The sequence below is a fragment of the Paenibacillus eucommiae genome, assembly GCF_017874215.1.
Classification (GTDB): domain Bacteria; phylum Bacillota; class Bacilli; order Paenibacillales; family NBRC-103111; genus Paenibacillus_AI; species Paenibacillus_AI eucommiae.
Genome location: NZ_JAGGLB010000030.1, coordinates 95,746 through 117,901 on the forward strand (window position 1 = coordinate 95,746; position 22,156 = coordinate 117,901).

Annotated in this window: 16 protein-coding genes; 4 read left to right on the forward strand and 12 right to left on the reverse strand. The window is 45.7% G+C overall.

Translation table 11 applies throughout. The features are described 5' to 3' along the window. Positions 1–41: 41 nt before the first annotated feature. Together J2Z66_RS32240 and J2Z66_RS32245 are read right to left on the reverse strand one after the other, a co-directional pair. Complete coding sequence (locus J2Z66_RS32240) at positions 42–2,093, reverse strand: putative phage tail protein (RefSeq protein WP_209976879.1); 2,052 nt, start codon at positions 2,091–2,093, stop codon at positions 42–44. A 478-nt stretch (positions 2,094–2,571) separates the two neighbouring features. Then, positions 2,572–4,722, reverse strand: coding sequence for a CotH kinase family protein (locus J2Z66_RS32245; RefSeq protein ID WP_209976880.1), 2,151 nt, complete (start codon positions 4,720–4,722; stop codon positions 2,572–2,574). Between the two features lie 261 nt (positions 4,723–4,983). On the opposite strand from J2Z66_RS32245, the gene J2Z66_RS32250 reads away from it, so the two are divergent. Continuing rightward, entirely contained in the window at positions 4,984–6,819 is a 1,836-nt protein-coding gene (locus J2Z66_RS32250) for a glycerophosphodiester phosphodiesterase (RefSeq protein ID WP_209976881.1), read from the forward strand. A 112-nt stretch (positions 6,820–6,931) separates the two neighbouring features. Here J2Z66_RS32250 and J2Z66_RS32255 read toward each other — a convergent pair whose 3' ends face one another. From J2Z66_RS32255 to J2Z66_RS32280, 6 genes are all read right to left on the reverse strand, one after another. Next, positions 6,932–7,333: an NUDIX domain-containing protein gene (locus J2Z66_RS32255; protein ID WP_312894878.1), complete on the reverse strand. Its 402-nt coding sequence runs from the start codon at positions 7,331–7,333 to the stop codon at positions 6,932–6,934. Beyond that, complete coding sequence (locus J2Z66_RS32260) at positions 7,326–7,856, reverse strand: hypothetical protein (RefSeq protein WP_209976882.1); 531 nt, start codon at positions 7,854–7,856, stop codon at positions 7,326–7,328. The genes J2Z66_RS32255 and J2Z66_RS32260 overlap by 8 nt, the downstream gene beginning before the upstream one ends. Before the next feature lie 58 nt (positions 7,857–7,914). Further along, the gene (locus J2Z66_RS32265; protein ID WP_209976883.1) at positions 7,915–8,454 is read right to left on the reverse strand and encodes an MFS transporter; all 540 of its coding nucleotides are present in this window, start codon (positions 8,452–8,454) and stop codon (positions 7,915–7,917) included. An 8-nt stretch (positions 8,455–8,462) separates the two neighbouring features. Next, the gene (locus J2Z66_RS32270; RefSeq protein ID WP_209976884.1) at positions 8,463–9,902 is read right to left on the reverse strand and encodes an FAD-binding oxidoreductase; all 1,440 of its coding nucleotides are present in this window, start codon (positions 9,900–9,902) and stop codon (positions 8,463–8,465) included. 70 nt (positions 9,903–9,972) lie between these two features. Next, positions 9,973–10,758, reverse strand: coding sequence for an alpha/beta hydrolase (locus J2Z66_RS32275; protein WP_209976885.1), 786 nt, complete (start codon positions 10,756–10,758; stop codon positions 9,973–9,975). Between the two features lie 36 nt (positions 10,759–10,794). Beyond that, entirely contained in the window at positions 10,795–13,011 is a 2,217-nt protein-coding gene (locus J2Z66_RS32280; RefSeq protein WP_209976886.1) for an ATP-dependent helicase, read from the reverse strand. Positions 13,012–13,272: 261 nt separating this feature from the next. Between J2Z66_RS32280 and J2Z66_RS32285 the strand changes: the two genes are divergently transcribed. Beyond that, positions 13,273–13,653 carry a bacteriocin immunity protein gene (locus J2Z66_RS32285; protein ID WP_245376000.1) on the forward strand — a complete coding sequence of 127 codons (381 nt, stop codon included), beginning with the start codon at positions 13,273–13,275 and terminating at the stop codon, positions 13,651–13,653. 203 nt (positions 13,654–13,856) lie between these two features. On the opposite strand, the gene J2Z66_RS32290 is transcribed toward J2Z66_RS32285, so the two are convergent. Next, complete coding sequence (locus J2Z66_RS32290) at positions 13,857–14,360, reverse strand: GNAT family N-acetyltransferase (RefSeq protein ID WP_209976887.1); 504 nt, start codon at positions 14,358–14,360, stop codon at positions 13,857–13,859. 379 nt (positions 14,361–14,739) lie between these two features. Further along, positions 14,740–16,083: a hypothetical protein gene (locus J2Z66_RS32295; protein ID WP_209976888.1), complete on the reverse strand. Its 1,344-nt coding sequence runs from the start codon at positions 16,081–16,083 to the stop codon at positions 14,740–14,742. Between the two features lie 285 nt (positions 16,084–16,368). Here J2Z66_RS32295 and J2Z66_RS32300 point away from each other — a divergent pair, with 285 nt between their 5' ends. After that, entirely contained in the window at positions 16,369–17,727 is a 1,359-nt protein-coding gene (locus J2Z66_RS32300; protein WP_209976889.1) for a serine hydrolase, read from the forward strand. A gap of 20 nt (positions 17,728–17,747) precedes the next feature. Here the strand turns inward: J2Z66_RS32300 and J2Z66_RS32305 are convergent, their stop codons facing one another. After that, on the reverse strand, positions 17,748–19,280 hold the full coding sequence (locus J2Z66_RS32305; RefSeq protein ID WP_209976890.1) for an MDR family MFS transporter: 1,533 nt from the start codon (positions 19,278–19,280) through the stop codon (positions 17,748–17,750). Positions 19,281–19,377: 97 nt separating this feature from the next. Between J2Z66_RS32305 and J2Z66_RS32310 the strand changes: the two genes are divergently transcribed. Continuing rightward, positions 19,378–19,794 (forward strand): MarR family winged helix-turn-helix transcriptional regulator, encoded by a 417-nt coding sequence (locus J2Z66_RS32310; RefSeq protein WP_209976891.1) that lies wholly within the window; start codon positions 19,378–19,380, stop codon positions 19,792–19,794. 162 nt (positions 19,795–19,956) lie between these two features. Here J2Z66_RS32310 and J2Z66_RS32315 read toward each other — a convergent pair whose 3' ends face one another. Further along, complete coding sequence (locus J2Z66_RS32315) at positions 19,957–21,744, reverse strand: proline--tRNA ligase (protein WP_209976892.1); 1,788 nt, start codon at positions 21,742–21,744, stop codon at positions 19,957–19,959. Positions 21,745–22,156: the final 412 nt, after the last annotated feature.

Consider the following 22,156-nt stretch of genomic DNA (forward strand, 5'->3'; position numbering starts at 1 on the left):
TATTTCTACGTATTTCTAATTTCTACTAGCTCTAGCTATATCTATATAACCCACCCATCCGTTTTGCTTATTACCACCCATGTGGAAACGCCAAAAGCCCTGAAACGAATATAGGAACCAGGAGCTTCACTGTACAGGCTGGTGAATGCACTACCTGTTCCAGCAATTATGCTCACACCACTTGGTGTTGTTATTGTTTTTCTTCCTGTGCCGACAACCATTAAACCAATTTCTGTTCCTACTACAGGGACCGGCAATTCAAAGCTCTGGGAACCGTTAACCGAGTATGCGAAATCACGTCCGGTATGCAGTATGGAAATGCTGTAGCTAGCACTGCCTATGGACACCGTATGGCCGCTTGAGCTGGTGATCGTCACCCTGGTACCCTCGTTGATGAATTTATTTACTGATGCGTCCTGCTCAGGTGCATAGATGATTTTGCCGCTTAGATCTACTGCATCGGGTGTAATATAATAAGATACATTCACATCGGCTTTGAACAGATCGGGTCCCAACTGCATAGCTAATGGATACAGAGGACTCACACGATAACCGGCGGATGCTTTGGAGAATTCATTGTTCGATGCCCGAATCGGCCCGCCATTCAAAGTAAAACCGTCAGTACAATATACGATATTCCCCGTTACTTCCAGCATACCGCCCAGTGTACCCGCCTTCGAAAAATCATTAAAAGATGTCGATGCTATTGAGCCCGTAGCGTTGGTTATTTTCACCCATTCGACTTCCGCCTTATGAACCGTAGAGCCGGCTAAAACGCACGTATCCACATGTATGCCATCGATATTATCTACTTTGATAGCCCGCTGGCAGCTGACCTGGATAGGATTGAAGGCAGTGCTTTTGATGCTCAGTGCATTGCGGGTTCTGTTGCCGTCATGACGAATCATACTGCCCGTAACATCGTAGAAAACACAGGTATCGAAGCTCGTTAAAGTACCACCGAAGGGATTGGTATCTCTAAGGTCATCACTCCACCAGCCGTCCTGCAACCCGTCGAAGGTTACATTTTCAAAGTGATTGAACTCATCATAGGTCGCCCGGATGCCACTTCTTGCGCTATGTAGTCTCGTATTAGCCGTTAAGCCAAACGTTCCTATGAAGACACGGCTGAGCTTTAATCCGGGAGAGCTGTAGGAATCAATAAGATCTCCTGTGAAATTCTCACTCGCATAACAAATATCCATATCCTGGATGAGTCCCGAACGGGAGCCTGAACCATAGTAGCGAATACCGAACCCGCTTGATGTCCCTGAAATTAATAAAGTCGTAGTGCCACGAATGGCATTATTAGTACCACGATAACCTTGACCTACAAGCTGCAGCCCCATGTCTTGAGTAATGCTGAGTACATCAGGCGATACAACGTAAACCCCTCTCCCAAACAAAACTCTGCCAGAGGTATACGCAGTTATCGTACTGCCTCCAATTTCCTGCAAGATGGAAACGGGGTTAGCCCTAATGGAAGCTATTGCAGCTAAAATTGCCACTGAATTATTAGTAACACCATCAGGCAGCGCACCAAAGTTTTCAACATGGCACTCACTTGTGTCGCTGCGAATCCAGGCAATATTACTGTCTACAATAATAATTGAACCGTTGTTATCGACAGGACTAACCAGGTCGCTGACAGCTATGCGAGTGAACATTCCTCCGCCTGTTGGACCTCTCCCAAGAATGGGACTGCTAACCCAGTCACTGCTATGTGATGTAACATAAACCTGCTGCCCGTCAAACGACCCCGCAGTTACTCGCAAGGTAGCGATGTCAGGGATTTGTTCTATTTTGGATTCACAGCAATCTTCTTCGTTGTTGGTGTTTTCGCTGTTGGGACTGTTGCTGTTGTGATTGTTCTTCCCTTTCCCTTTATCCTTATCCTTGTCCTTATCATTTTTCTCCTTTTCCTTGAAGCTTTCGGCACCAAATGCCATCCCGCCTGTTGCAAGAACTGCCGCCCCCGCTACCCCCATAGAAAGCAAAAGCTTTCTCCTGCTAATAAAACCCGCTGATCTACCTTCACCTGCTTGTTCCATTTCCAGCTGTTCTTCTTGCTCTTGTTTATTATGTTCTGACATCCCGATTCCTCCTGTTACATCTAGTTTTTTCAATTCTCGAATCCATTCCATTCATGAAAACGCTATCAAAATTGAATTTTGGAGAAAACAAAAACGCCCCCTTCTTGAAGCTATCTTGTGCCTAAACTGTTTACCATTCAATTATATAGGGTCGTTATTTCTTTTTCTTTAGTAAGAAAACGTTGTTTTTTGTACGTTGTTGATCTTTTTCAGTCCAAAAGGGACGAGACCCTCTATATGGAATATAGGTAGCGCCTCTGAGATATGTGTTCTTCACTTGGGTGCGTGGCGGAGGGAAGGGCTATAAATATAAAGTGCAGAACAAATAGAACAAACCATTCTCAAGCGGACAGCCAGCAGGCGTCTGCTCCCTGAGGCAAAGGGATAGTGACCATAATGAAAATTGAGACTTCCTTTAAACACAACCAAATACAGAAGAAAGGCTCTCGCCCATCCCCTGCATTTTGTTACCCATAAATTACTTACTGGAAATTGTCACCGTAGAAGTGGCAGCATTCCATTCAACTTTTTTGCTCAAGGTTTCTGTTATAAATCTTACCGGACCAAGTGTCCGCTCTCCCATTATTTCTGCAGGAGCACTCATCTGGACTGCGTCCCCATTCACATAAGCAGTATGACTTCCAATTGAAAGTACTATAGTCTTATCAGCTATGACAGCCGTAACCGATCTTGCTTTGTCGTTCCATGTGACAACTGCCCCGAGGGCTTCAAACAAAGCTTTCACTGGCACTAGAACACTTCCTGCTTTGTTGACGGGTAGTTGATCTGCAAAATCAACTTTTTTCCCGTCCAAAACAATCGATATCCCCTCTGCCGGAACAGCAGGTTCATTAGGTACAGAAGGTACAACTGTGCTCTCAGGCAATGGAGTAACTTCCCACCCAAGCTGCTGCTGCAGATTGGCAAGTCTGTTTAATGCAAAGGTCTTTATAGAACCCGCTGCCATCATCCCCATACCTTGTCCCATACCTTGTCCTGGTCCTTGACCCTGACCAGGCCATTGGCCGCCTCCATTTGGACCAAAGCCGCCTGCCGGCGGAAACATGCCATCAGTCTCAGTCGATCCTTCAGGACGTGTTGGCACTGTGCCATCCGGTCTGACCAGAGGCGCAGCACCATTACCAGCAGGCATACCCGCTCCTCCAGGTCCTTCTGCCGCTCCTTCTATCCCTTCCATTCCTTCAGGAGGAGCCATACCCGGCATACTGCCTCCTCCTTGCATACCTCCGCCGTTTATGTCTCCTGCAGTTGAATAAGCTATATTGGCTTCAAACTGCTCCATCGTATAAAATTTCGTCGGGTCTGCCTGTACGGAAGGTCTGATGAGATCAGCAAGCTCCGTTATTCTATCATCGATTCCTTTGAGATATACGGTAAGTTCAGATACATATTCAAGATACTTCGCTTTATATTCAGGTACTTTCAAGAGATTATTGATCATCGGAACGCTTTCCATACTTATGCCGAGAACAGGAACATCTATGGAAGCAGTAGTGGCATTCGTATTTGCCGCCGTAGGTGCCGTAGATGCCGTAGTTGATGCACTTGATGCACTTGACGCACTTGACGCACTTGATGCACTTGGTGCACCTGACGCACCTGACGCACCCGTCGCACCCGAATCAGTTGATGCAGGTGTCGTTGTAAAAGCGCCCCGGCCTCCTCCGGAATATCCGTTAAACGACATGTTGAAATCCCAAGGTACAACCGTGAATTTACCAGCGGCATCACCATACAACAGATAATTATGACCCTTGTCCCCGTTGTAGCTATCATAATTGCCCAAAACAGTATTCGCGGCGACGTATTTCAAAGCAGAATCAACGTCCAATACCTTTTCGATGTCGCCTTTTTCACCATCTTTCATTGCATTTAGTACGCTTATAAAATTTTTCAGGGATGCTTTGTTATCCTCTGTGCCCGTCTCATAGGTTAATGTTTCATATTCGCTGCCTTCTTTATATTGAAGATAGCTTTTTTCCTCCGTGTCGTACAGGACACCATCGTCGTAATTTTCGCCAAAGTTTCTTTCTAGGTAACTATCATCAACAGATTCAACGCCAACGTAGAAGCCATACAACTCGCCGTTGATATACAGGTTTGTAAATACGGTTAATGGAGCGTCAAGGCCTAACTCTCTCAATGCCTCATAATGAAGATATTCACGTAAAAAGGACGGGTCCGAATAGCTGTTGTTCAAAACTAGTTTATCCAGCCCAAGCCATGTTTGCGATTTATCGTATTTATCAAATTTAAACCTGAAGCTGTATCTGTCAGAATCACTCATGCTGGCAACAGACTTTAATGTTAAATTGCCTTTTGTTGAGAAGCCTACATTGTCCATCTTTTCTCCATCGACCTCGACCGACACATTTTTGTACTCCTTGTCGAGAGGGCTTGCAAGTATACTTTTCCAATCCTCATCTGCAATGGTAACCTTCACATCTATGATTTTGTCCCCAGCGAACGTGGATTCATAGTCCTGGGTTATTCCCTCCGCAGCCGCAAATGCCGCCGAATAACTTCCCATATTGCCAACAATCGAAACTGCCAACGCAATACTTAATGTCGCCACTGCAAACTTTTTGAACAGATTTTTTAGTTTCATTTTTCAAGTGCCTCCTATAGCTTATATTTGTTAAGATTCGTTTTGTCTTGTCCCTCTGCTACTAAATTAGTGCATGGACCTTAAATGAACCTTAAACAAATCTGCATGGCGGAAATTGAAGACTGTAGATGATTGGAAAGGGGCCGATGCTTCTGCATGGCTTTGTCCATGACCCGTGTGTTAAAATGAAGGATATTTCTTCCTGGCCGCGCCAATCGCTCGGCAGGTTATCAATGATCCTTTTACAAGCAGGTGCACAATATGAGTAAATCTTTGAAAACTCCTATCCATAAGATGATTGCCGATATTTTTAGAACGCTTGCTTTTACTTACCGGCAAGTTTTCATCTTTGAGGTGCTGTACAAGACGCTTACGCTGTTCATATTTATTCCGGCGATCTCTTTCATCTTCCACAGGCTTCTTCGCTTGGGCGGGTTTGCTGGCGCCACGAATTACGAGCTGTTGCATTTCGTTGTCAGCAGATATGGCTTTTTATGCATGCTTATTCTGATCCCGGTCGCCTCGATGCTAATTTTTTTGGAATTTTCGGTTCTTGTTTTCATCGCCTATTACGGGCAAAACAAACAGAGAATCGGGATTATCCCGGCGTTTCTGCAAGCGATCTCCTATCTCCCATCACTTTTCAAATACGGGTTTTTGGGATGGGCGCTCTACTTGCTGCTCTTCCTCCCCCTGCTGGGTTTGGGCCCTGGTTCCTCCCTGCTGCCTTCCTTGCAAATTCCTAATTTTATCTCGGGTGAGCTGTTCAAAACAGGCGGGGGCACGCTGCTCTTTGCTGGCGTGATCGCCATCATGGCCTATTTCAACATTCGGTGGACCTTCCTGCTGCATATGATCCTCATCGAGGGAACGACCAGCTTCCGTAAAGCCGCCAAAAAAAGCGCTGCCCTCCTGAAAAAAAGCTATATCCGAATGTTTGTAGTGATGCTGTGCGTGTTTCTTTTGTTTATGATCGTCGTGGTCTTGATGATGGCCTTGATCTTAGGTGCTGTGGCCCTCGTTTATTTAGCTTTACCTCAACAAACTGGATTTGCCGAAGTTGTACGATCCGTCGTTTCGAAAAGTGCTGTGCTTTCCCTGTACCTTGCTACCTTGTTCGTAACGCCGCTTTATATCACTACCCTCACCAGGATATACGCAGCTAAAGCTGACCCGGGCCATGTTGTGCTGCAAATGCCTGAATGGAGAGCCAGTGAAAACCGCTCCTCTCAGAGCCAGGGATTGCTGCATAAGCATAAAAGAAAGCTGATCGCACTCGGACTAATTACCGTCTTTGCGACAGCACTCGTACTTGTTCCGGCCATCGGCGACGTCAACCTTGGCGATAAGAAAGCGACGATTATTGCCCACCGGGGATACACTTCAAAAGGGCCCGAGAATACGCTCGAAGCGATTCAAGGCGCCATAGAGGCCCATGCGGATTTTGCGGAAATCGACATCTTGGAAACAAAAGACGGAGAGCTCGCCGTCATTCACGACACTAACCTGAAGAGGCTGACTGGCCGCAATGCGGAAGTTTATGATCTGACGATGGATGAGTTAAGGACGCTGGAAGTGAAGCAGGGGAATTTTACAGGCCGAATCAGCAGCCTTGCGGAAGTAATGAACGCGACCAGAGGGAAAATCAAGCTGAATATCGAAGTAAAAACGCATGGAAAAGAACGTGATTTGGTGAATACCTTCATCCGGACCATACGTGAAAATGATTTCCAGACGGATTGCATCGTACAATCTCTGGATTATGAAATCGTGCAAAAGATCAAAGCCGCGGAGCCGGAGCTTCAAATCGGTTATATCATCTTCGCTGGTGTTCCTGATCTACAACGGATCCGCGCCGATTTTGTCGTCATGGAAGAATATATGGTCAATGAATCGGTAGTCGCTTCGGCTAAACAGCAGGACAAACCGCTCTATGTATGGACGGTGAATAGTACGGATAGCATGCAACGATTTTTCAGTATGGACGTCGACGGAATCATTACCGATTATCCCGAAGATGCGATCTCCATTGCGGAAGAACTGCGCAGTGGGTTCTTAGTTTCCTTGATACAGTGGCTCAACAACCTGCGGATTTAAGCGAGGAACGTGATTCAGATTTTCGCGTTCCCCAGCGATCCCGCGGCAAACTGCGTTAGTTCAAGCTCTTGTGTCCGTTAGCGTAATAACTGAACCTAGGTTTTCCGGATTTTTATCTCACCTTCTCGGTTGTTTTCTTCGTCCCATGTGACATGGATTTCAAACGTTCCATCTTCAAAAAAAAAGGAAATCTTCTGCGAATTGATTCTTGCATCGGCAGCTTATATGCATCTTCTATGTTTACCCAAACTGGTCTTCCTTCTGGAGAACTTTCAAGCACATCTCCCTTAAAATCTTGCGTAATGTAATTGAAAATCATATATCTGTCATTTTTAACAGTATTTGCATATTCATATAGTCCCTTGTAAACAAGATTGGTTACTTCAAGTCCTGTTTCTTCTTTCACCTCTCTTATTGTTCCCTCAACAATACTTTCTGGAAAATCAATTTTTCCGCCAGCAGGAATATACCCTTTAAAATTATCATGCTGCCTATCATCTTTTTTATTAAAAATTAATGACTTTTCCTAATCCTTGTAATGCCTCAAATATTTTAGTATCGTCTCTAGGGTCCTTATTTTTTCCATAATGTATTTTGTACGTATCGTTATCACTTTCTTTATGCCACACAGAAGAGATTCTTGGAATATCAAGAGGATTAAATTGAGAAGATAGGTAGGACCAAAAACTCCCTGTATAGATTCTTTCATTACCCGCAACTACAACAAAAGGTTTACCACTTGCTGGTACTTTCCCTTCTAACTTTTCCTCTAAACTGATACCTTCCATCATTGTGAATTCATGTTCTTTCCAATTGTATGTCCTAATTTCCTTGTCGGTAAGTAAAGGTATATCTTCTAACGGAAGATCATCAAGCTTTGTACTCATGGTTTCAGCAACAGATAAGTCCTTAACCAAATAGATTGAGAATTCATTAACTGCGTTCTCCTTATTGCCATTATTACAGCCAACATTCAGGATGATTATGAGTAATATAACATTTATAATTGCAAGTAATTTTATTTTAGATGATATCATAAGAACCCCTCTCTCAAGTCTTTTTGATGATGGCGTCCTAGCTAAAGCCTACAATGTGTCAAAGCCCCCTCTTCCGGATGCGCCAAACTGCCCATGCACTAACCCCATAAAGCAGTGCGCTCGTATAAAACAAAGCATTAATAGTCAGCCAATCAATCAAGTATCCTCCCAAAATAACCGCAAATCCAGAGGCGACAGATAGCCAGAAATGATAAGAGCCCATAACTGCGCCGCGGGCACCGCGCTCTGTGCTGTCAGCAAGCAGCAAGCGTTCGCTCATTTTCTGCATCGCATTACAGGCTCCCATAAGCAGCTGCAGCATAAGCACCCAGGCATAAGAAAGCACCCACGGAAAGGCGAGCATCGCTGCCATCATGCCGAGAGAGCTAATAACGAGGAACTGCAGGGCATGCCGGTCCAGCCGCGGAGCGAGCCACTGGGATACAGCGGCGGAGCTGATCGTAAAAACAGCAAACGCCAATCCGTACTTGGAGTAGCTGTTACCCAGATTTTTCAAAAACAATAAATAATAAGGATAAATCATGCCGGCAGCCAGCGTAAATATGCTCTGGGAGCGAATAAGCCATTTGATATTCATCCGACCGCTCATTCCCCTTTGCCATTGTATTGTTCATAAAAATAGTTCATAAACAGATGTTCTGGATCGTATTGATCCTTCTTGGCGAAAAATTCCGCTGACCGCGGATACACAGTCTGGAACTGCTGCAAGCTTGGATAGGAGGCATAAGGCAAATAATACGTTCCACGATGCCGGATGACCTCATCAATGATCCTCTGAATCGTCGCCTTACTCCCGGCCTGCGCTTGATCGGATAGCGGCATATGAAATAAACAAACGAGGGCAAACATATTTTCTCGCGCATACGACAGCAGTGCTTCTTCATCCTGATTCACATAACGGACCGTGATGTTCAGAAGGTTCAAATCCGCTTCCTGCAGGACGTTTTTCATACTTTGGACAAAACCTGAGAACTCCTCCACGGGAATAAAATATTCCTGCAGCAAATCCCCGCTCCCCGCCGTCCGGTATTCCATAAATTCAGACTCGGAGCGCATCGCATTATTGCGGCTGATGGCTGAGTTTTGCAGCTTGGAAAAATAAAATTTTTGAAGCTTCCAGAAAGCATCTTTTCCCCAATCAAAGGATCGGTTCACATTAAAAAGAAGCTTGCTGGGAATTACCCCGTCCTCACGGACACTGAGCTTATTATGCTTCTCCAGCGCAAGCGACTCATCGTGAATATAATTCATCGCGTACATTTCCGTTAGGAAGCTGCTTGGAGCAACCGAGATGCGGGCAATATGCATGCGAATATTCTGGTTGGGCAGGATTTGATTCCTGAAGTAGTCGCTGTATGCCCCGATAGCCACAGCCTCCGTCACAATCCGGTACATCTCATCTACCGTCAAGGTTAAGGTCACATCCAGAATTATCCCGAACAACCCGTATCCGCCAAGAGCCAGCGGGAATAAGTCCGCATGTTCCGTGCGGCTGACCTCGATAATCTGACCATCTGCAATCAGCAGCCGAAATGATTCCACACTATCGATCAGCGAGCTGCTGCGAATATCCCTGCCGTGTGCATTTATACTGATGGAGCCGCCAACCGTAAACAAATTTTGTGATTGCATCGTCTTCACCGATAATCCGTATGGATTGATTTTGTCCTGGATGTCCTTCCAGGTGGCGCCTGCCTGAACGCGTATTTTTTTCCCTGCTGGATCAAACGCCAGGATTTGATTGTAGCTGGTCATGTCAATGACGATGCCGTCTTTGTAATACGTATGTCCGCCTTGGCTGTGCCGCTGGCCTGCAATCGAGACCGTCCACTTCCTCTGCTTAGCCTCTTTGAGCAAAGCAATAAGCTGCTGTTCTTCCTTGCCCTTCACTACCCGCTCTACTTTGACGGGATGCAGCCGGCTGTAATCGGTGACCAGATAGGGGTCTTGGTCTGAGGTGTTATTTTTTATAAAATTAAATAAACATAAAGCAGCAAGTAAAAGTAATGCAATTCCCTTTTTCATCGGCCCCTCCTTTGCTGTACGCTTCATTAAGAAGGGCTCCGCCGGGATCCTCACTGGATGAATAAGCTTGTTAGCGTATAGGCAGCCATTTCAGAACATCTTGGATTTTGGCATCCCAGTAATCCCATGAGTGGTTGCCTGGCCCCTCGTCATAAAGCAAATCTAGCCCTGTTTGTTTACTAGCATCACGAAAAGACAGATTATCCTGATACAGGAAATCGTCAGTTCCACAGCATTGATAAAATTTAGGTGCAAGCTCCTTCGAATAATCGCCGCGCTTCAGAAGCCACAGCAAATCATCCTCTGTACCTGTAATGTCTGCATCTCCATAAATCAGTTCGAAAACACGTTTAAATGCACCCTCATTTGCTTGCCCCTTAATAAAAGAAACCATATCCAAAGCCCCAGACAAACTGGCAGCCGCAGCAAAGCGCTCTGGATGACGAAGCGCCCACTTAAACGCCCCATATCCCCCCATCGACAAGCCTGCTACGAAGTTATCTTCACGGTCATCCGACAGCGGAAAAAAGGAACGGGCAATTGCCGGAAGCTCCTCACTTAGAAACGTCCAGTATCTATTTCCATAAACCATGTCACTGTAGAAACTATGATGAACGTTGGGCATCACAATCGCAAGGCCAAGATTTGCTGCATAGCGTTCGATCGATGTCCGGCGTACCCAGGTCGTTTCATCATCCGAAAATCCGTGTAGTAAAAACAAGGTTGGATGCAGCTTCTGCTCTTTGCGCTGGCTGCTCATTCCAATCTGGGTAAGTGTTTGCTGCGGTAAAATAACGCTCATAGACGTGCTCATCATCAAAACATCAGAGTAAAAGTTACATTGAATTAAGGCCATAACTAGGGTCATCCCTCCAAAAGTTTATTAGCAAGATTATTCAGCAAGCTCCAGCACACCCAGCTCCATACAAGTATCAAGCAACAGCGTCTTGACTCCAGCCTGAAAACGAATTTGGATGCGCTCCTCTTCGATTTGAACAACCTCACCCTTACCAAAGGCGCGATGCCTCACCATCGCTCCAGATTTTAATTCCGCCTTGTTGCGGATCGCATTGGGGTTATAGGTGATTACAATCTTCATTTTATCAGCTTTGCGATGCTTTGGCCTTTCTTCTTTCGAAGCTTGCTTGGGAGGTGACACAATCCTGCGAACCATAGAGAGAAACCGGGACTCTTTTACCTCTTCGCCATCCCGTTCTATATAAGTCAGCAGCTCCAGCTCTGTTTTGGCCCGTGTCATTCCCACATAAAATAAGCGGACTGCCTCCTCCAAATAGGACCGGTCACCATCAGCACTTTTTTCCAAATCAGTGTTAGCCGGAATAATGCCTTCAATGAGATCAATCATAAAGACTCGCTGAAACTCCAGCCCTTTGGCACTATGAAGCGTTGAAAAGGTTACCGCATTGCCAGTCTTATTCGACTTCGAGCTTTTCATAACGGACTCTAAATACTTTAAGCGCTTCGCAAAAGATTCCATCGTTTCAAGCGTATTCGCGATTTCCTCCAGCGTATTCAGAATGCCTATCAGGTAATCCTTTCTGAATCCAAATCTCTCGCTCATTTTGGCGATTGCTTTCTCATAGCCTAATTTGTGGCGAATCACCCGTATAGCATCGAGCGGCGGAATGTTCTTCATTTTCTGAAAGATCTCTTTGCAAGCCTGCAGCTGCTTAACCTGATAGTCCTGCAGTTCAACGTATTGAAGCAAATTGTCAAACACCGATTCATTATTTTGTATTTCCTTCAAGGCTGCCATCTGTTGTTTCGTAATATATCCGCTCAGCTTGGTATGAATTTGCTCCAGAAGATCCACCCGCTTGTCCGTAAAGGACATCCGCATAAAGTTCAAAATATCAGCAATCACCCAATGAGAGAAAAAACGATTGTCGGAATCCTTCATATAAAAAGGAATACCCGCCCGTTCAAATGCATTCATAATACTTATCGAGGACGAATTATTCCGGTACAGCACCGCTATGTCACTCAGGTTCTCAACCGCCTGGATCTCTTCCACTAAATATGCAGCTTGATTCGGATAGCACACAAGATTCTTGATTTGGATTGGCTTCTGTGGAGGGTTGCTGGTGAACATGTTTTTGTCATAGCGATTTTTGTTCTTTTTGATAAATTGATTGCTCGCATTCACTATGTCCTGGGAGGACCGGTAGTTCTGCTCCATAAAAAGCGTGACTGCATCCGGATACACTTTCCTGAAGTCCAGCAAATAGGCCGGTTCTGCGCCGCGCCAGCTGTAAATCGATTGGTCATCATCTGCGACGACGCATAAATTCCCATGCTCACTTACCAGCTTCTCGACAATGGCATGCTGGACCATCGAGGTGTCCTGGCTCTCATCCGTTAACACATAATCATACCGCTGCTGATACTTGCGCAGAAGCTCCCGATCCTCACCCAAAACCTCATTGCCTATGGTCAGCATATCATCGTAATCTATCAACAGCTTATTCGAGCCCGACCGTTTAAAAGCCTCATACGCCCGCAAAACCTGCTCAGCCTCCGGCACATCACAATCAACAAGTGACCATTGGTTTGGAGGCAGCATTTTGTTTTTGATGTAGCTGATATAGGTGGTAAGCTCCTCCATTTGATCATCCGTGATAGATTCGCCAACGATCGTCTGAAACAATCTTCGCAAAATAAACTTCTTATGTAAAGGAGGATGCTCAGCATTAAAATCACCTTCCGCTCCCAAATCGACAGACCCTTCAATCAGTTGGAAGGCAGTACCCGTCTTGCGGAAATGCTCCCTCACAATCTCGAAAGAGAGGCTGTGAATGGTAGAAAAATCAACCGGCGGAAGCTCAGGAAAAAAGCGTTTGAAACGCTCACGCATATCCGCCGCTGAGGCCCGGCTGAAAGTCACGGCCTTGATGCGCTGCGGCGATGCTCCTTTTTCTTCGATCAAATAGCCTATTCGCATAATAAGCGTCGTCGTCTTGCCAGAGCCAGGAGATGCCAATAGAAGCAGTGCGCCCTCGGTTTGAAGAACAGCTTGCTTCTGAACTTGATTTAAGCTAACACCTAAAGCTGCTTCCTTCCTGCTAAAAAAATCTTCACTTGCTTTCATCTCCGACATTCCCTTTCGAATGGTTTCCAATCGCCAAACACGGAATGAATCATAGAGCCCATCCCTCCATCTGAAGTCATGTCTATGGTCACTGCATGCAGACCTTCCCCTCTTCCAGGGTCTATTACACTATTATGACTATCATAATCTATTTTAATACTTTCTGGTATTGTTCAAAAATAATGCATCTTTAAGCATAGAAAAAGATAAAGAAATTATTCGGTAAAAGAGTATGCGTATATTAGGCATGGGACATAAGCGTTGATTGCAGGATTCTCCATTACTGACGGCGAAGTAACAGCCGAATGCGGAGATACGCGAACAGCCAATTATTTGCTAGCCTTTATGGAAACGTTAGTGGTCAAGTACAAGGCTTGCAGAAAGGAGCTTGACATGGAGCGTTTAACAAGAACACAAATTCTCGATTTGGTGACAAGGCTTTGCAATGGGGAGGGGAGCGAAGAGGAGGCGGATGAATGGATTGAAATGCTTCAGCGGAACGTCCCTCATCCAGAAGTAAGCAGCCTTATCTTTTGGCCGGAGGAGGAACTGACACCGGAAGAAATTGTTGAGCAAGCGTTCAATTATAAACCGATAGCTCTTAAGCCTCCTTATCCAAGTGGAGAGGATCCGAGGGAATAAATTGCAGGGAGTTATTGCCTCTACAGGCGGCGGGATGAATCGTTGCCTTCTTCGTGAAACTCCAGCCCACTTTGCGTGCAATCATATCTCGGCTCAAGTGTGGAACGGCTGTCTGGGCATCGCCCGAGCCTACGGGATAGTGCACAGATAGAAAATGAGAGCTTCACATAAGAAGCTCTCACCACAAACGCTTTGCATCCCCTTTAAACCTTCAGAATTTTCCGCAGAAAAACATTTCCTTCCAGCCTTGGACCATATACATCCGGAAGTGTTGCTACGGGTATGAATCCATTTTTTCCGTAAAACGCGATAACATCATAATCCTCTGCATAAGTCATCATAAACAAGCAGTATACACCTCGATTTCTGGCATAATCCTCTGCGTGCTTGAGCAAGATGGAACCAATCCCTTGTCTCCTGTGGTTTTTATTCACGCCAATTTGAAGCACTTCGGCTCGAGCTCCTAACGCTTCAATTCCTTCCGGGGCTTCTTCATGTAAAATCGTAACAATCCCAAGTATATGCCCATGAATTGGATCATGACAGGCAAAGAACTTCGCCCCTCTGGCATAAAAAGAGCTTATTCGTCTCCGAAGCCATTGCTCGTGATTAGGATTTCCCCTATTTAAATGAACATGCTCAATCTCAGCGATAATGTCCAAGTAAGGCTCGATGTCTGCCTCGCTAATGATCCTTATACTATTCAATATTAAAGCATCCTTTTCAAAATCAATATTATCCTGCATTAGCTGTAAACACTCCGTCTCATTTTAAAATATAAATGTATAAAAAATTAAAATATTAAAATATTAAAAGGACAACAAAGCACAAAAAAAAGCGGACTGCCCCAAATAGGCACTCCGCAGGTATCTGAACCGCCAAGTACTTGTAATGGGTCGAAAAGACACACTTATCCCGTTATACAAAAACAGAAATTTTGTGCGGCTTCAGATCTACATTACAAGGACGTTGGCATAAAGTATAAATTCCCCTTCCGATATAACTCCCCTTACTGTATCATCGTTTGGACTCAGATGTAAACTTTTTCCTTATCACTTGGTTAGACTTTTTGGATTTCTTAGGCTCTTAGATTTTTTTCCACGGCTCTGTAGATAAACGCTTCGCATAAATACTCAGCTTGATATACTTCTCAAGTTCCTTCAGCTCCGATACCTGCATGATGCAGTTCGTGAAGCTGGTTTTATAAGTGCTTAAGGCGACTGAGATTGCAGCAGGTATCGCTGCTCCCAATGACGCACTGCTTGCTGCCAAGGACTGAGCGAAAGCAATTCCGGCTGCTTGACTGGCTTTATTCTGACAATTTTCCAGCTGCCGTTTGGCATAATCCTCAATGCTTCGGGGATGGCACAAACGTGCTATTACACTAAATTTAGACTTCTTCATAAAGATGCATACACCTGTGGAACATAGCTCTGCCTTGAATTCAGGAACACCTCCTACTGTAGTCATAGGGTATTCGGAAGCTATCGAATCGGCTGTCTCCGGGCATGGAGAACCGATCTGCAGAGGCAGCGAATAATCACCAACATCCAGCTTGGTCGGCAAACTAAATTTAGGAAAGTCGATTTCGTCTGCCACTTTTTTCTGCCAAACCTTGATCTGCTTCTGCGCCTCCTGCTTCGCCTTCTCTGCTAGCTTCGCCGCTTCCAGCGCTGCCTGCTGCTTCGCCTTCTCCGCTAGCTTCGCCGCTTCCAGCGCTGCCTGCTGCTTCGCCTTCTCCGCAAGCTTCGCTGCTGCCTGCGCTGCCTCCTGCTTCGCCTTCTCCGCAAGCTTCGCCGCTTCCAGCGCTGCCTGCTGCTTCGCCTTCTCCGCTAGCTTCGCCGCTGCCTGCGCTGCCTCCTGCTTCGCCTTCTCCGCTAGCTTCGCTGCTGCCTGCGCTGCCTCCTGCTTCGCTTTCTCGGCTGCTTTCGCGGCCGCCTTTGCCGCTTCTTGCTTCGCCTTCTCTGCGGCCTTCGCTGCTGCCTTAGCCGCTTCTTGCTTCGCTTTCTCCGCTGCTTTCGCGGCTTCCTTCTTCGCCTTTTCGGCCAGCTTCTTCGCCTCATCCTCTGCCTTTTTCTTCAAATCCGGCAGCGGGTTCTTGACCTTGAAATTCGGCCAAAATCGCGTATCCTCCATGTATCCCTGCTGCGTGCTATGCTGTGCCCCATATAGCGTGCCATATTGCCCCGGCGGCTGTTCGCCTCCCTCGGTTATTGTTCCAACCGGCTGATGCACATAGGACTGGTACCCGAAGTAGGGAGACCATGGAGCCGGATACACTCGAGGAGGCTGTGGTGAATAAACCGGATAGGCTAAATAGGAATAAGGTACAGGCATGGATAGCGGCACTGGGTAATAAGCGCGGTAAGCGAAATAAGGATATTGGTAACCATTTAAACCTTGAAAATGCGAATGATACACAGAGTTCATGCAAGGAAACCTCCCGAATTTACAGACCTTTTTCTTATCCTACAGGATATGTGCCTATATGAATTTGGTGATTTATCACCTTCCCCCTTTTGCTTGCTTATGTTATATAACTTATGATATATTTTAGTTAAGTAAACTTAACTTTATAATAAATTAATATGTTAATGCGATTGAATCATTTTATTTTGAACATTAACGATCACCACTGCACTTTTTCACTATCAAAACTAGCACTTGAATATGCAAACTGTTCGCAACACAAAAAATGCTTAGGAGTGGGTTCTAATGACAACAAAGCAGCAGCAATTCCAACAATTCTTCCATACTTTAGCTGAAAAAGAACACATCTACGGTGCCGTATTAGTGGCAGACAAGGGAGAAGTGATTTATAAAGCAGCGTTCGGCTGTGCTGACCTGTCATCTGGGCGAAAATTAACGACTAACTCCGTATTCGAGCTCGCTTCTTTATCCAAACCGTTTACCGCTATAGGGGTTATTCTTCTAGAGGAGCAAGGCAAGCTGCAATACGATGATCTTATTGAGCGTTGGCTGCCCGAGCTGCCTTATCCTGGCATAACCGTCCGTCATTTGCTCTGCCATACCTCCGGCCTGCCCGACTATATGGCACTCTTCTTCGAGCACTGGGATCGGTCGCAGATTGCAACGAATCAGGATGTATTGCAGATGCTCATCAAGTATCATCCACCTGTTCACTTCCAGCCCAATGATAGCTGGCTTTACAGCAATACTGGCTATGTGCTGCTAGCTCTACTTATAGAGCGAATCACAGGACAAACCTTTCCCCAATATATGCAAGAAAACATCTTCCAACCGCTCGGCATGAAAGACACCAGAGTATATAACAGAAGGTACCGCAGCGAGCAGATTCCGGACTATGCTTATGGATACGTCTATGATGTGCATGCTGGAAAGCTCGAGCTCCCCGACCTGGTGGAGGAGACAAAATATGTTACATTTCTCGACGGCATTCAGGGAGATGGCACCGTAAACTCCACCTTGGACGATTTATTCAAATTTGACAGGGCTTTGTATACACATGAATTTCTTAGCAAGGCTTCACTGGAGCAAGCATTTACACCTGCAAGAATGAACAACGATGAAACCTTTGATTACGGCTTTGGCTGGATACTGTACAACACAGAAGAAGCTGGCAGGGAAGTGAGTCATAGCGGGGGATGGCCAGGGTATGCGAGTACGCTGTTTCGTTATATTGATCATGATCAAACGATCATATTTCTGAGGAACAAGGAACAGGAGGTCGAGTTCGAGCAAGCGACTATTGAGGCCATAAAGCATATTTTGTTCGAACAGCCCTATGTTGTCCCGGAGCGGCCGCCGCTGAAGGAAGCCTTGGCTTTAGATCCTGTTATTTATGAGAGGTATGTGGGCACTTACCGTTTTGAAAGCAATTCTGATATCTTCGCCAATATAACTATAGAGGAAGAGCGGCTTTTTATGCAGTTGACAGGTCAGGTTAGACTGGAGCTTCATCCTTCGGCTGAAACCATATTTTTTCTGCGTTCCCTTCCTGTAGAGGTCGTGTTTACTATGGAGCATCCAGATAAAGCAAACATGCTGACCATCATTCAGGAAGGATCGCAGGAGCAGGCACAGCGGATTTGACGAAACTGACGGGAATTCAGCTAGGAAATGACCTCTTTGCGTACTTCTTTACGGGATTCTCTCAATAAAAAGGTCAAAGGCACAGCAAGCACACATATGATCGTTGCAATCATAAAAACATCCTGAACCCCCAATATCATGCCTTGTGATTTCACCAGCTGAGTCACCGCCGCGCTACCTTCACTAAGCTCTTTCTGATGGGTCAAAGATCTTGCCGCCAGCACAGAGCTGAAAATACCGATAGATAACGCTCCTGTTGCTTGACGCACCCAGTTCATCACTGAGGACGCATGGCCTGAATTTTCTTTTGGAATAGCAGACATTCCCGCATTTGTAACCGGCATAAAAGCTAGGGCAATCCCCACGTAACGGAACGTCATCCAGGCAGCAACATAAAGATGAGTAGCAACCAAGGTGATATGACTCAGCTCCCAAGTCGAGATGACTAACAGCATTATACCGCTTAAAATCAACCAAAAAGGTCCCACTCTCGTATACAATTTGCCGACAACTGGAGATAATAAGGCCATCACCAAAGAGCCCGGCAGTAAAACCAACGCTGTATCTAAAGCTGTGGAGTGCTGAATATCCTGCAAATAAATTGGAATTAAAAAAGTACCCGAATACAAAGAAGCCGTAATGATACAGTTGACAATCAGGCTGTACGTATATCGTTTTTTCTGAAACACTCTCAAATTAAGCAGCGGCTCCTTGACCGAAAGCTCTCTCCGGATAAAATATACCAAGGCCAGCATACCGGCAGCCAGAAACATGAGAGTTTTCCCAGAGGTCCACCCCCAGCTATTACCTTGACTAAAAGCGAGTATCAATGAAGAGCTGCTTACAAGCACCGTTATAAAACCTCGTAAATCAAATATTTTCGACTGGCTTATCCTTTGAAAAGGAATGCATTTAAGCGCAACCGCGATAGCAATGAGACCGATAGGCAGATTAAGAATAAACAACGATCTCCAGCCGAAGTATTCAGTGAGCCAGCCCCCCAGGGTTGGCCCAAAGGCTGGGGCTAGCATCGAAGAAAGACTCCATAAGCTTAGGGCGAAAGCCTGTTTATCTTTTTCAATAAATTGATAGATCATCGTCATCGTAGTCGGAATAATTAAACCGCTGAAGACTCCCTGCAGGATCCGAAAAACAATCAAGGATTCAATATTCCAGGCAATAACACATAAGCCAGAAAACAGAGTAAAGCCAGATAAAGCAAATACATATAACCGTTTATAGCTCCACTTGTCACCAAAATAGCCAACGGTCGGAGCCACCACACCTGTAGCCAGCAAAAAGCCCGTTATCAGCCACTGCACAGTGCTTATCTCCGCATGAAAGTCTGTCATAAATATCGGAAAAGCCACATTAATCGTTGTGGAACTCAAAATAGACATAAAATTCCCAAAAAAAATAGCCATAATAATGAGCCAAAAGGATGAATTGGATGAACTTCGTGCTGCACGGATATTCACTTTTTCCTCCACCTTTATAAATGGGTTTATTTGTTTATAGTTGTATGATACAATCAACTTGTTTAATTGTATCATACAACTATCTCCCCAAAAGTCAATACGGGAAAAGGTCCACTCATTTCCTATGTTCATTTTTATGTGCAGAAAATAAGCAAAAGGGGCCATTAAAACCATGGAAGAAAACAATTTGGAAGTCATCGATTATGAATTAGTGCTTCTTATTCGCCGCGCCTCTTTGGACAAAAAACTTGGAGGCCTTGACCGGTCAACCTATACCCTCCTACACCAGCTTTCCAACAATGGGCCTGTAGGTGTGAAGTCATTAGCGGAAGAATTCCGGCTAGACATTTCCACAGTAAGCCGGCAAACAACCGACTTGGAGTTAAAGGGATACGTGAAACGGCTGCAAGAACCAACAGATGGAAGGGCCAGCTCCTTTCAAATCACAGAATTAGGCACGCAGAAACTAATGGAAGCCAAAAAAGCCCGGCTAGCCAGGCATTCGCAATTGTTCAAGGACTGGTCCGATGAGGAATGTCAGAAATTCGGAGAATTGTTGGCCAGACTCAATCGTACGTTTATTGAGTGACGCAGGCTGGGCCTGGCAACAAGGCCCCCTAGGAAGGCTGTCGATTAGCTTTGGACCAAGAATAGATGAGCCCAGCCCCGGTGATTAACCTAAGTGTTTATTTCCAATACTACGCATTGCTGCTGCATATTACTGTTTATCACCGAGACCTAATTCATCAGATCATAATGATTTCTGAACACGGCTTGCTTTAACAAGCTCTACAACACATGAAAAAGCATCCTCAAGCTTCATTATTTTTTGCTCCGCACGGGCACGTTCCTTGAATTCAACATTTCCTTCGGCTGCATGCTTTCCTACCACGATTCGGATCGGAATGCCAATCAGGTCGGAATCCTTGAATTTCACGCCGGGACGTTCATCGCGATCATCCAAAAGCACTTCAATACCGCAATCAACCAATCGTTGATAAAGCTCCTCCGCTGTCTTCATTTGAATCTCATCTTTAAGCGATACGGGGATTACATGGACTTGAAAAGGTGCGAGTGCCATTGGCCAAATTATGCCCTGCTCATCCTGATTTTGCTCCACTATGGCCGATAATATCCTGGAGACGCCGATCCCATAACAACCCATGATCATCACCTGCTCGCTGCCGGATGCATCCAAAAAGCGGGCACCCAGCTTCTCGCTATATTTCGTCCCAAGCTTAAATACATGCCCCACTTCAATTCCCCTGTAAAATTGTAAAGAACCTTCCTCGCAGCGTGGACATATATCCCCTTCAACCACATTACGAAAATCACCGATATGCTCAAGCGATAAGTCCCGTTTCGGCTGAACATTACGAATATGATAATCCTGTTCGTTGGCGCCAGCAATCCCGCGGCTCATATCAGCCACTCCCCGATCCATGAAAACGGGTATCGTCAGTCCGACAGGACCAACGAAGCCAACAGGTGCTCCAGTCGCTTTGGCCACCACTTCCGCATTGGCGATCTCCAAATTTTCAACGCTAAGGACATTCTTTACTTTAATCTCATTGACTTCATGATCCCCTCTAACCAATACGGCAATAGCTTGGCCATCCGCTGTATAAATCAGCGTTTTGATTATTTCATTCGCTTCAACGCCTAAAGCCTGAACAAGCTGATCTATCGTACGGATGCCTGGAGTATGAATCTTCTCCTGTTCTTGTGCTAGATCTTCTTGCTCCACAGTTAAGGAGCCTGGAGTTTGAGGTACAGTGCCTGTGCCTATGCCTATGCCTGTTCCTGTTCCTGCTACTGCTCCTGCTACCGCTTTTTCAATATTGGCCGCGTATTCACAGTGTGGGCAGACAGCAATTGTATCTTCACCGATATCAGCCAGTGCCATGAATTCATGTGTGCCGCCCTCACCGCCGATTGCACCCGCATCGGCCTCCACAGGCCGGTATTTCAATGCACAACGGTTAAAAATCCGTTGATAGGCATCATACATCTTCCAATATGTTTGATCCAGTCCCGCCCAGTCCGCATCAAAAGAATAGGCGTCTTTCATTAGGAATTCCCTTCCTCGCAGCAGACCAAACCGCGGACGCCGCTCATCCCGAAATTTCGTTTGGATTTGATACAGCGTAACCGGCAATCTCCGATAAGAGCTAATTTCTCCCGAAACCAGCTTGGTAATGACCTCTTCATGCGTGGGGCCAAGAGCAAACTCCCGCTCATGACGATCATGAAGACGGATGAGCTCAGGTCCATACACGGCATACCGTCCGGACTCTTTCCATAGCTCTGTTGGCTGCATCGCAGGCATCAGCATCTCCTGAGCACCTGCCCGGTCCATCTCTTCTCTTACAATCTGCTCCACCTTACGAAGAACACGCCATCCTAAAGGTAAGTACGTATAAATGCCAGCTGCAAGCTGCCTTATAAAACCCGCTCTCAGCATCCATTGATGACTGATCACCTCGGCATCGGCTGGTGCTTCACGTAGAGTGGTTGACAACAAAGTATTTTGACGCATAATTCATTAACCCCCTTATTTTATTTACAGCATTAAAAATGAGATAGACACCCTCGTAGCGTCCTTTGAGGAGGGTATTCTGGACTTGGCAGCGTAACGGGAGGGAATGGCTGTGGGCTCCAGCCGCTGTTAAAGATTTGTTCCTTTGAATGGTATAGATGAGGAGGTAGGAACAAATCTTTAAAGGCGGACGCTATCGCTCTTCCTCCCACAGCCATTCCCTCATTCTGCTACAATCACACGAACACCATGCTCAAACGGACAGCCAGCAAGTGTTTTCTCTCTGGATTGGAGAAGATTTCCTAGCGGGCATTGGCGCTGAGAATCAAGAGTTTAAGAGGATTTGCTGCTTTAACGATGTTTTTCATCGCTAAAAGCACCAGGTCGCCTCCACATCCTTACTTTAGAAAAA

What these genes read in the sequence shown, in the direction of transcription:
- J2Z66_RS32315 (WP_209976892.1), bottom strand. Translation starts at nt 21,744, where the DNA reads ATGCGTCAAAATACTTTGTTGTCAACCACTCTACGTGAAGCACCAGCC.
- J2Z66_RS32265 (WP_209976883.1), bottom strand. Translation starts at nt 8,454, where the DNA reads ATGAATATCAAATGGCTTATTCGCTCCCAGAGCATATTTACGCTGGCT.
- J2Z66_RS32275 (WP_209976885.1), bottom strand. Translation starts at nt 10,758, where the DNA reads ATGGCCTTAATTCAATGTAACTTTTACTCTGATGTTTTGATGATGAGC.
- J2Z66_RS32295 (WP_209976888.1), bottom strand. Translation starts at nt 16,083, where the DNA reads ATGAACTCTGTGTATCATTCGCATTTTCAAGGTTTAAATGGTTACCAA.
- J2Z66_RS32250 (WP_209976881.1), top strand. Translation starts at nt 4,984, where the DNA reads ATGAGTAAATCTTTGAAAACTCCTATCCATAAGATGATTGCCGATATT.
- J2Z66_RS32245 (WP_209976880.1), bottom strand. Translation starts at nt 4,722, where the DNA reads ATGAAACTAAAAAATCTGTTCAAAAAGTTTGCAGTGGCGACATTAAGT.
- J2Z66_RS32300 (WP_209976889.1), top strand. Translation starts at nt 16,369, where the DNA reads ATGACAACAAAGCAGCAGCAATTCCAACAATTCTTCCATACTTTAGCT.
- J2Z66_RS32305 (WP_209976890.1), bottom strand. Translation starts at nt 19,280, where the DNA reads ATGATACAATTAAACAAGTTGATTGTATCATACAACTATAAACAAATA.
- J2Z66_RS32260 (WP_209976882.1), bottom strand. Translation starts at nt 7,856, where the DNA reads ATGATATCATCTAAAATAAAATTACTTGCAATTATAAATGTTATATTA.
- J2Z66_RS32270 (WP_209976884.1), bottom strand. Translation starts at nt 9,902, where the DNA reads ATGAAAAAGGGAATTGCATTACTTTTACTTGCTGCTTTATGTTTATTT.
- J2Z66_RS32280 (WP_209976886.1), bottom strand. Translation starts at nt 13,011, where the DNA reads ATGAAAGCAAGTGAAGATTTTTTTAGCAGGAAGGAAGCAGCTTTAGGT.
- J2Z66_RS32240 (WP_209976879.1), bottom strand. Translation starts at nt 2,093, where the DNA reads ATGTCAGAACATAATAAACAAGAGCAAGAAGAACAGCTGGAAATGGAA.
- J2Z66_RS32310 (WP_209976891.1), top strand. Translation starts at nt 19,378, where the DNA reads ATGGAAGAAAACAATTTGGAAGTCATCGATTATGAATTAGTGCTTCTT.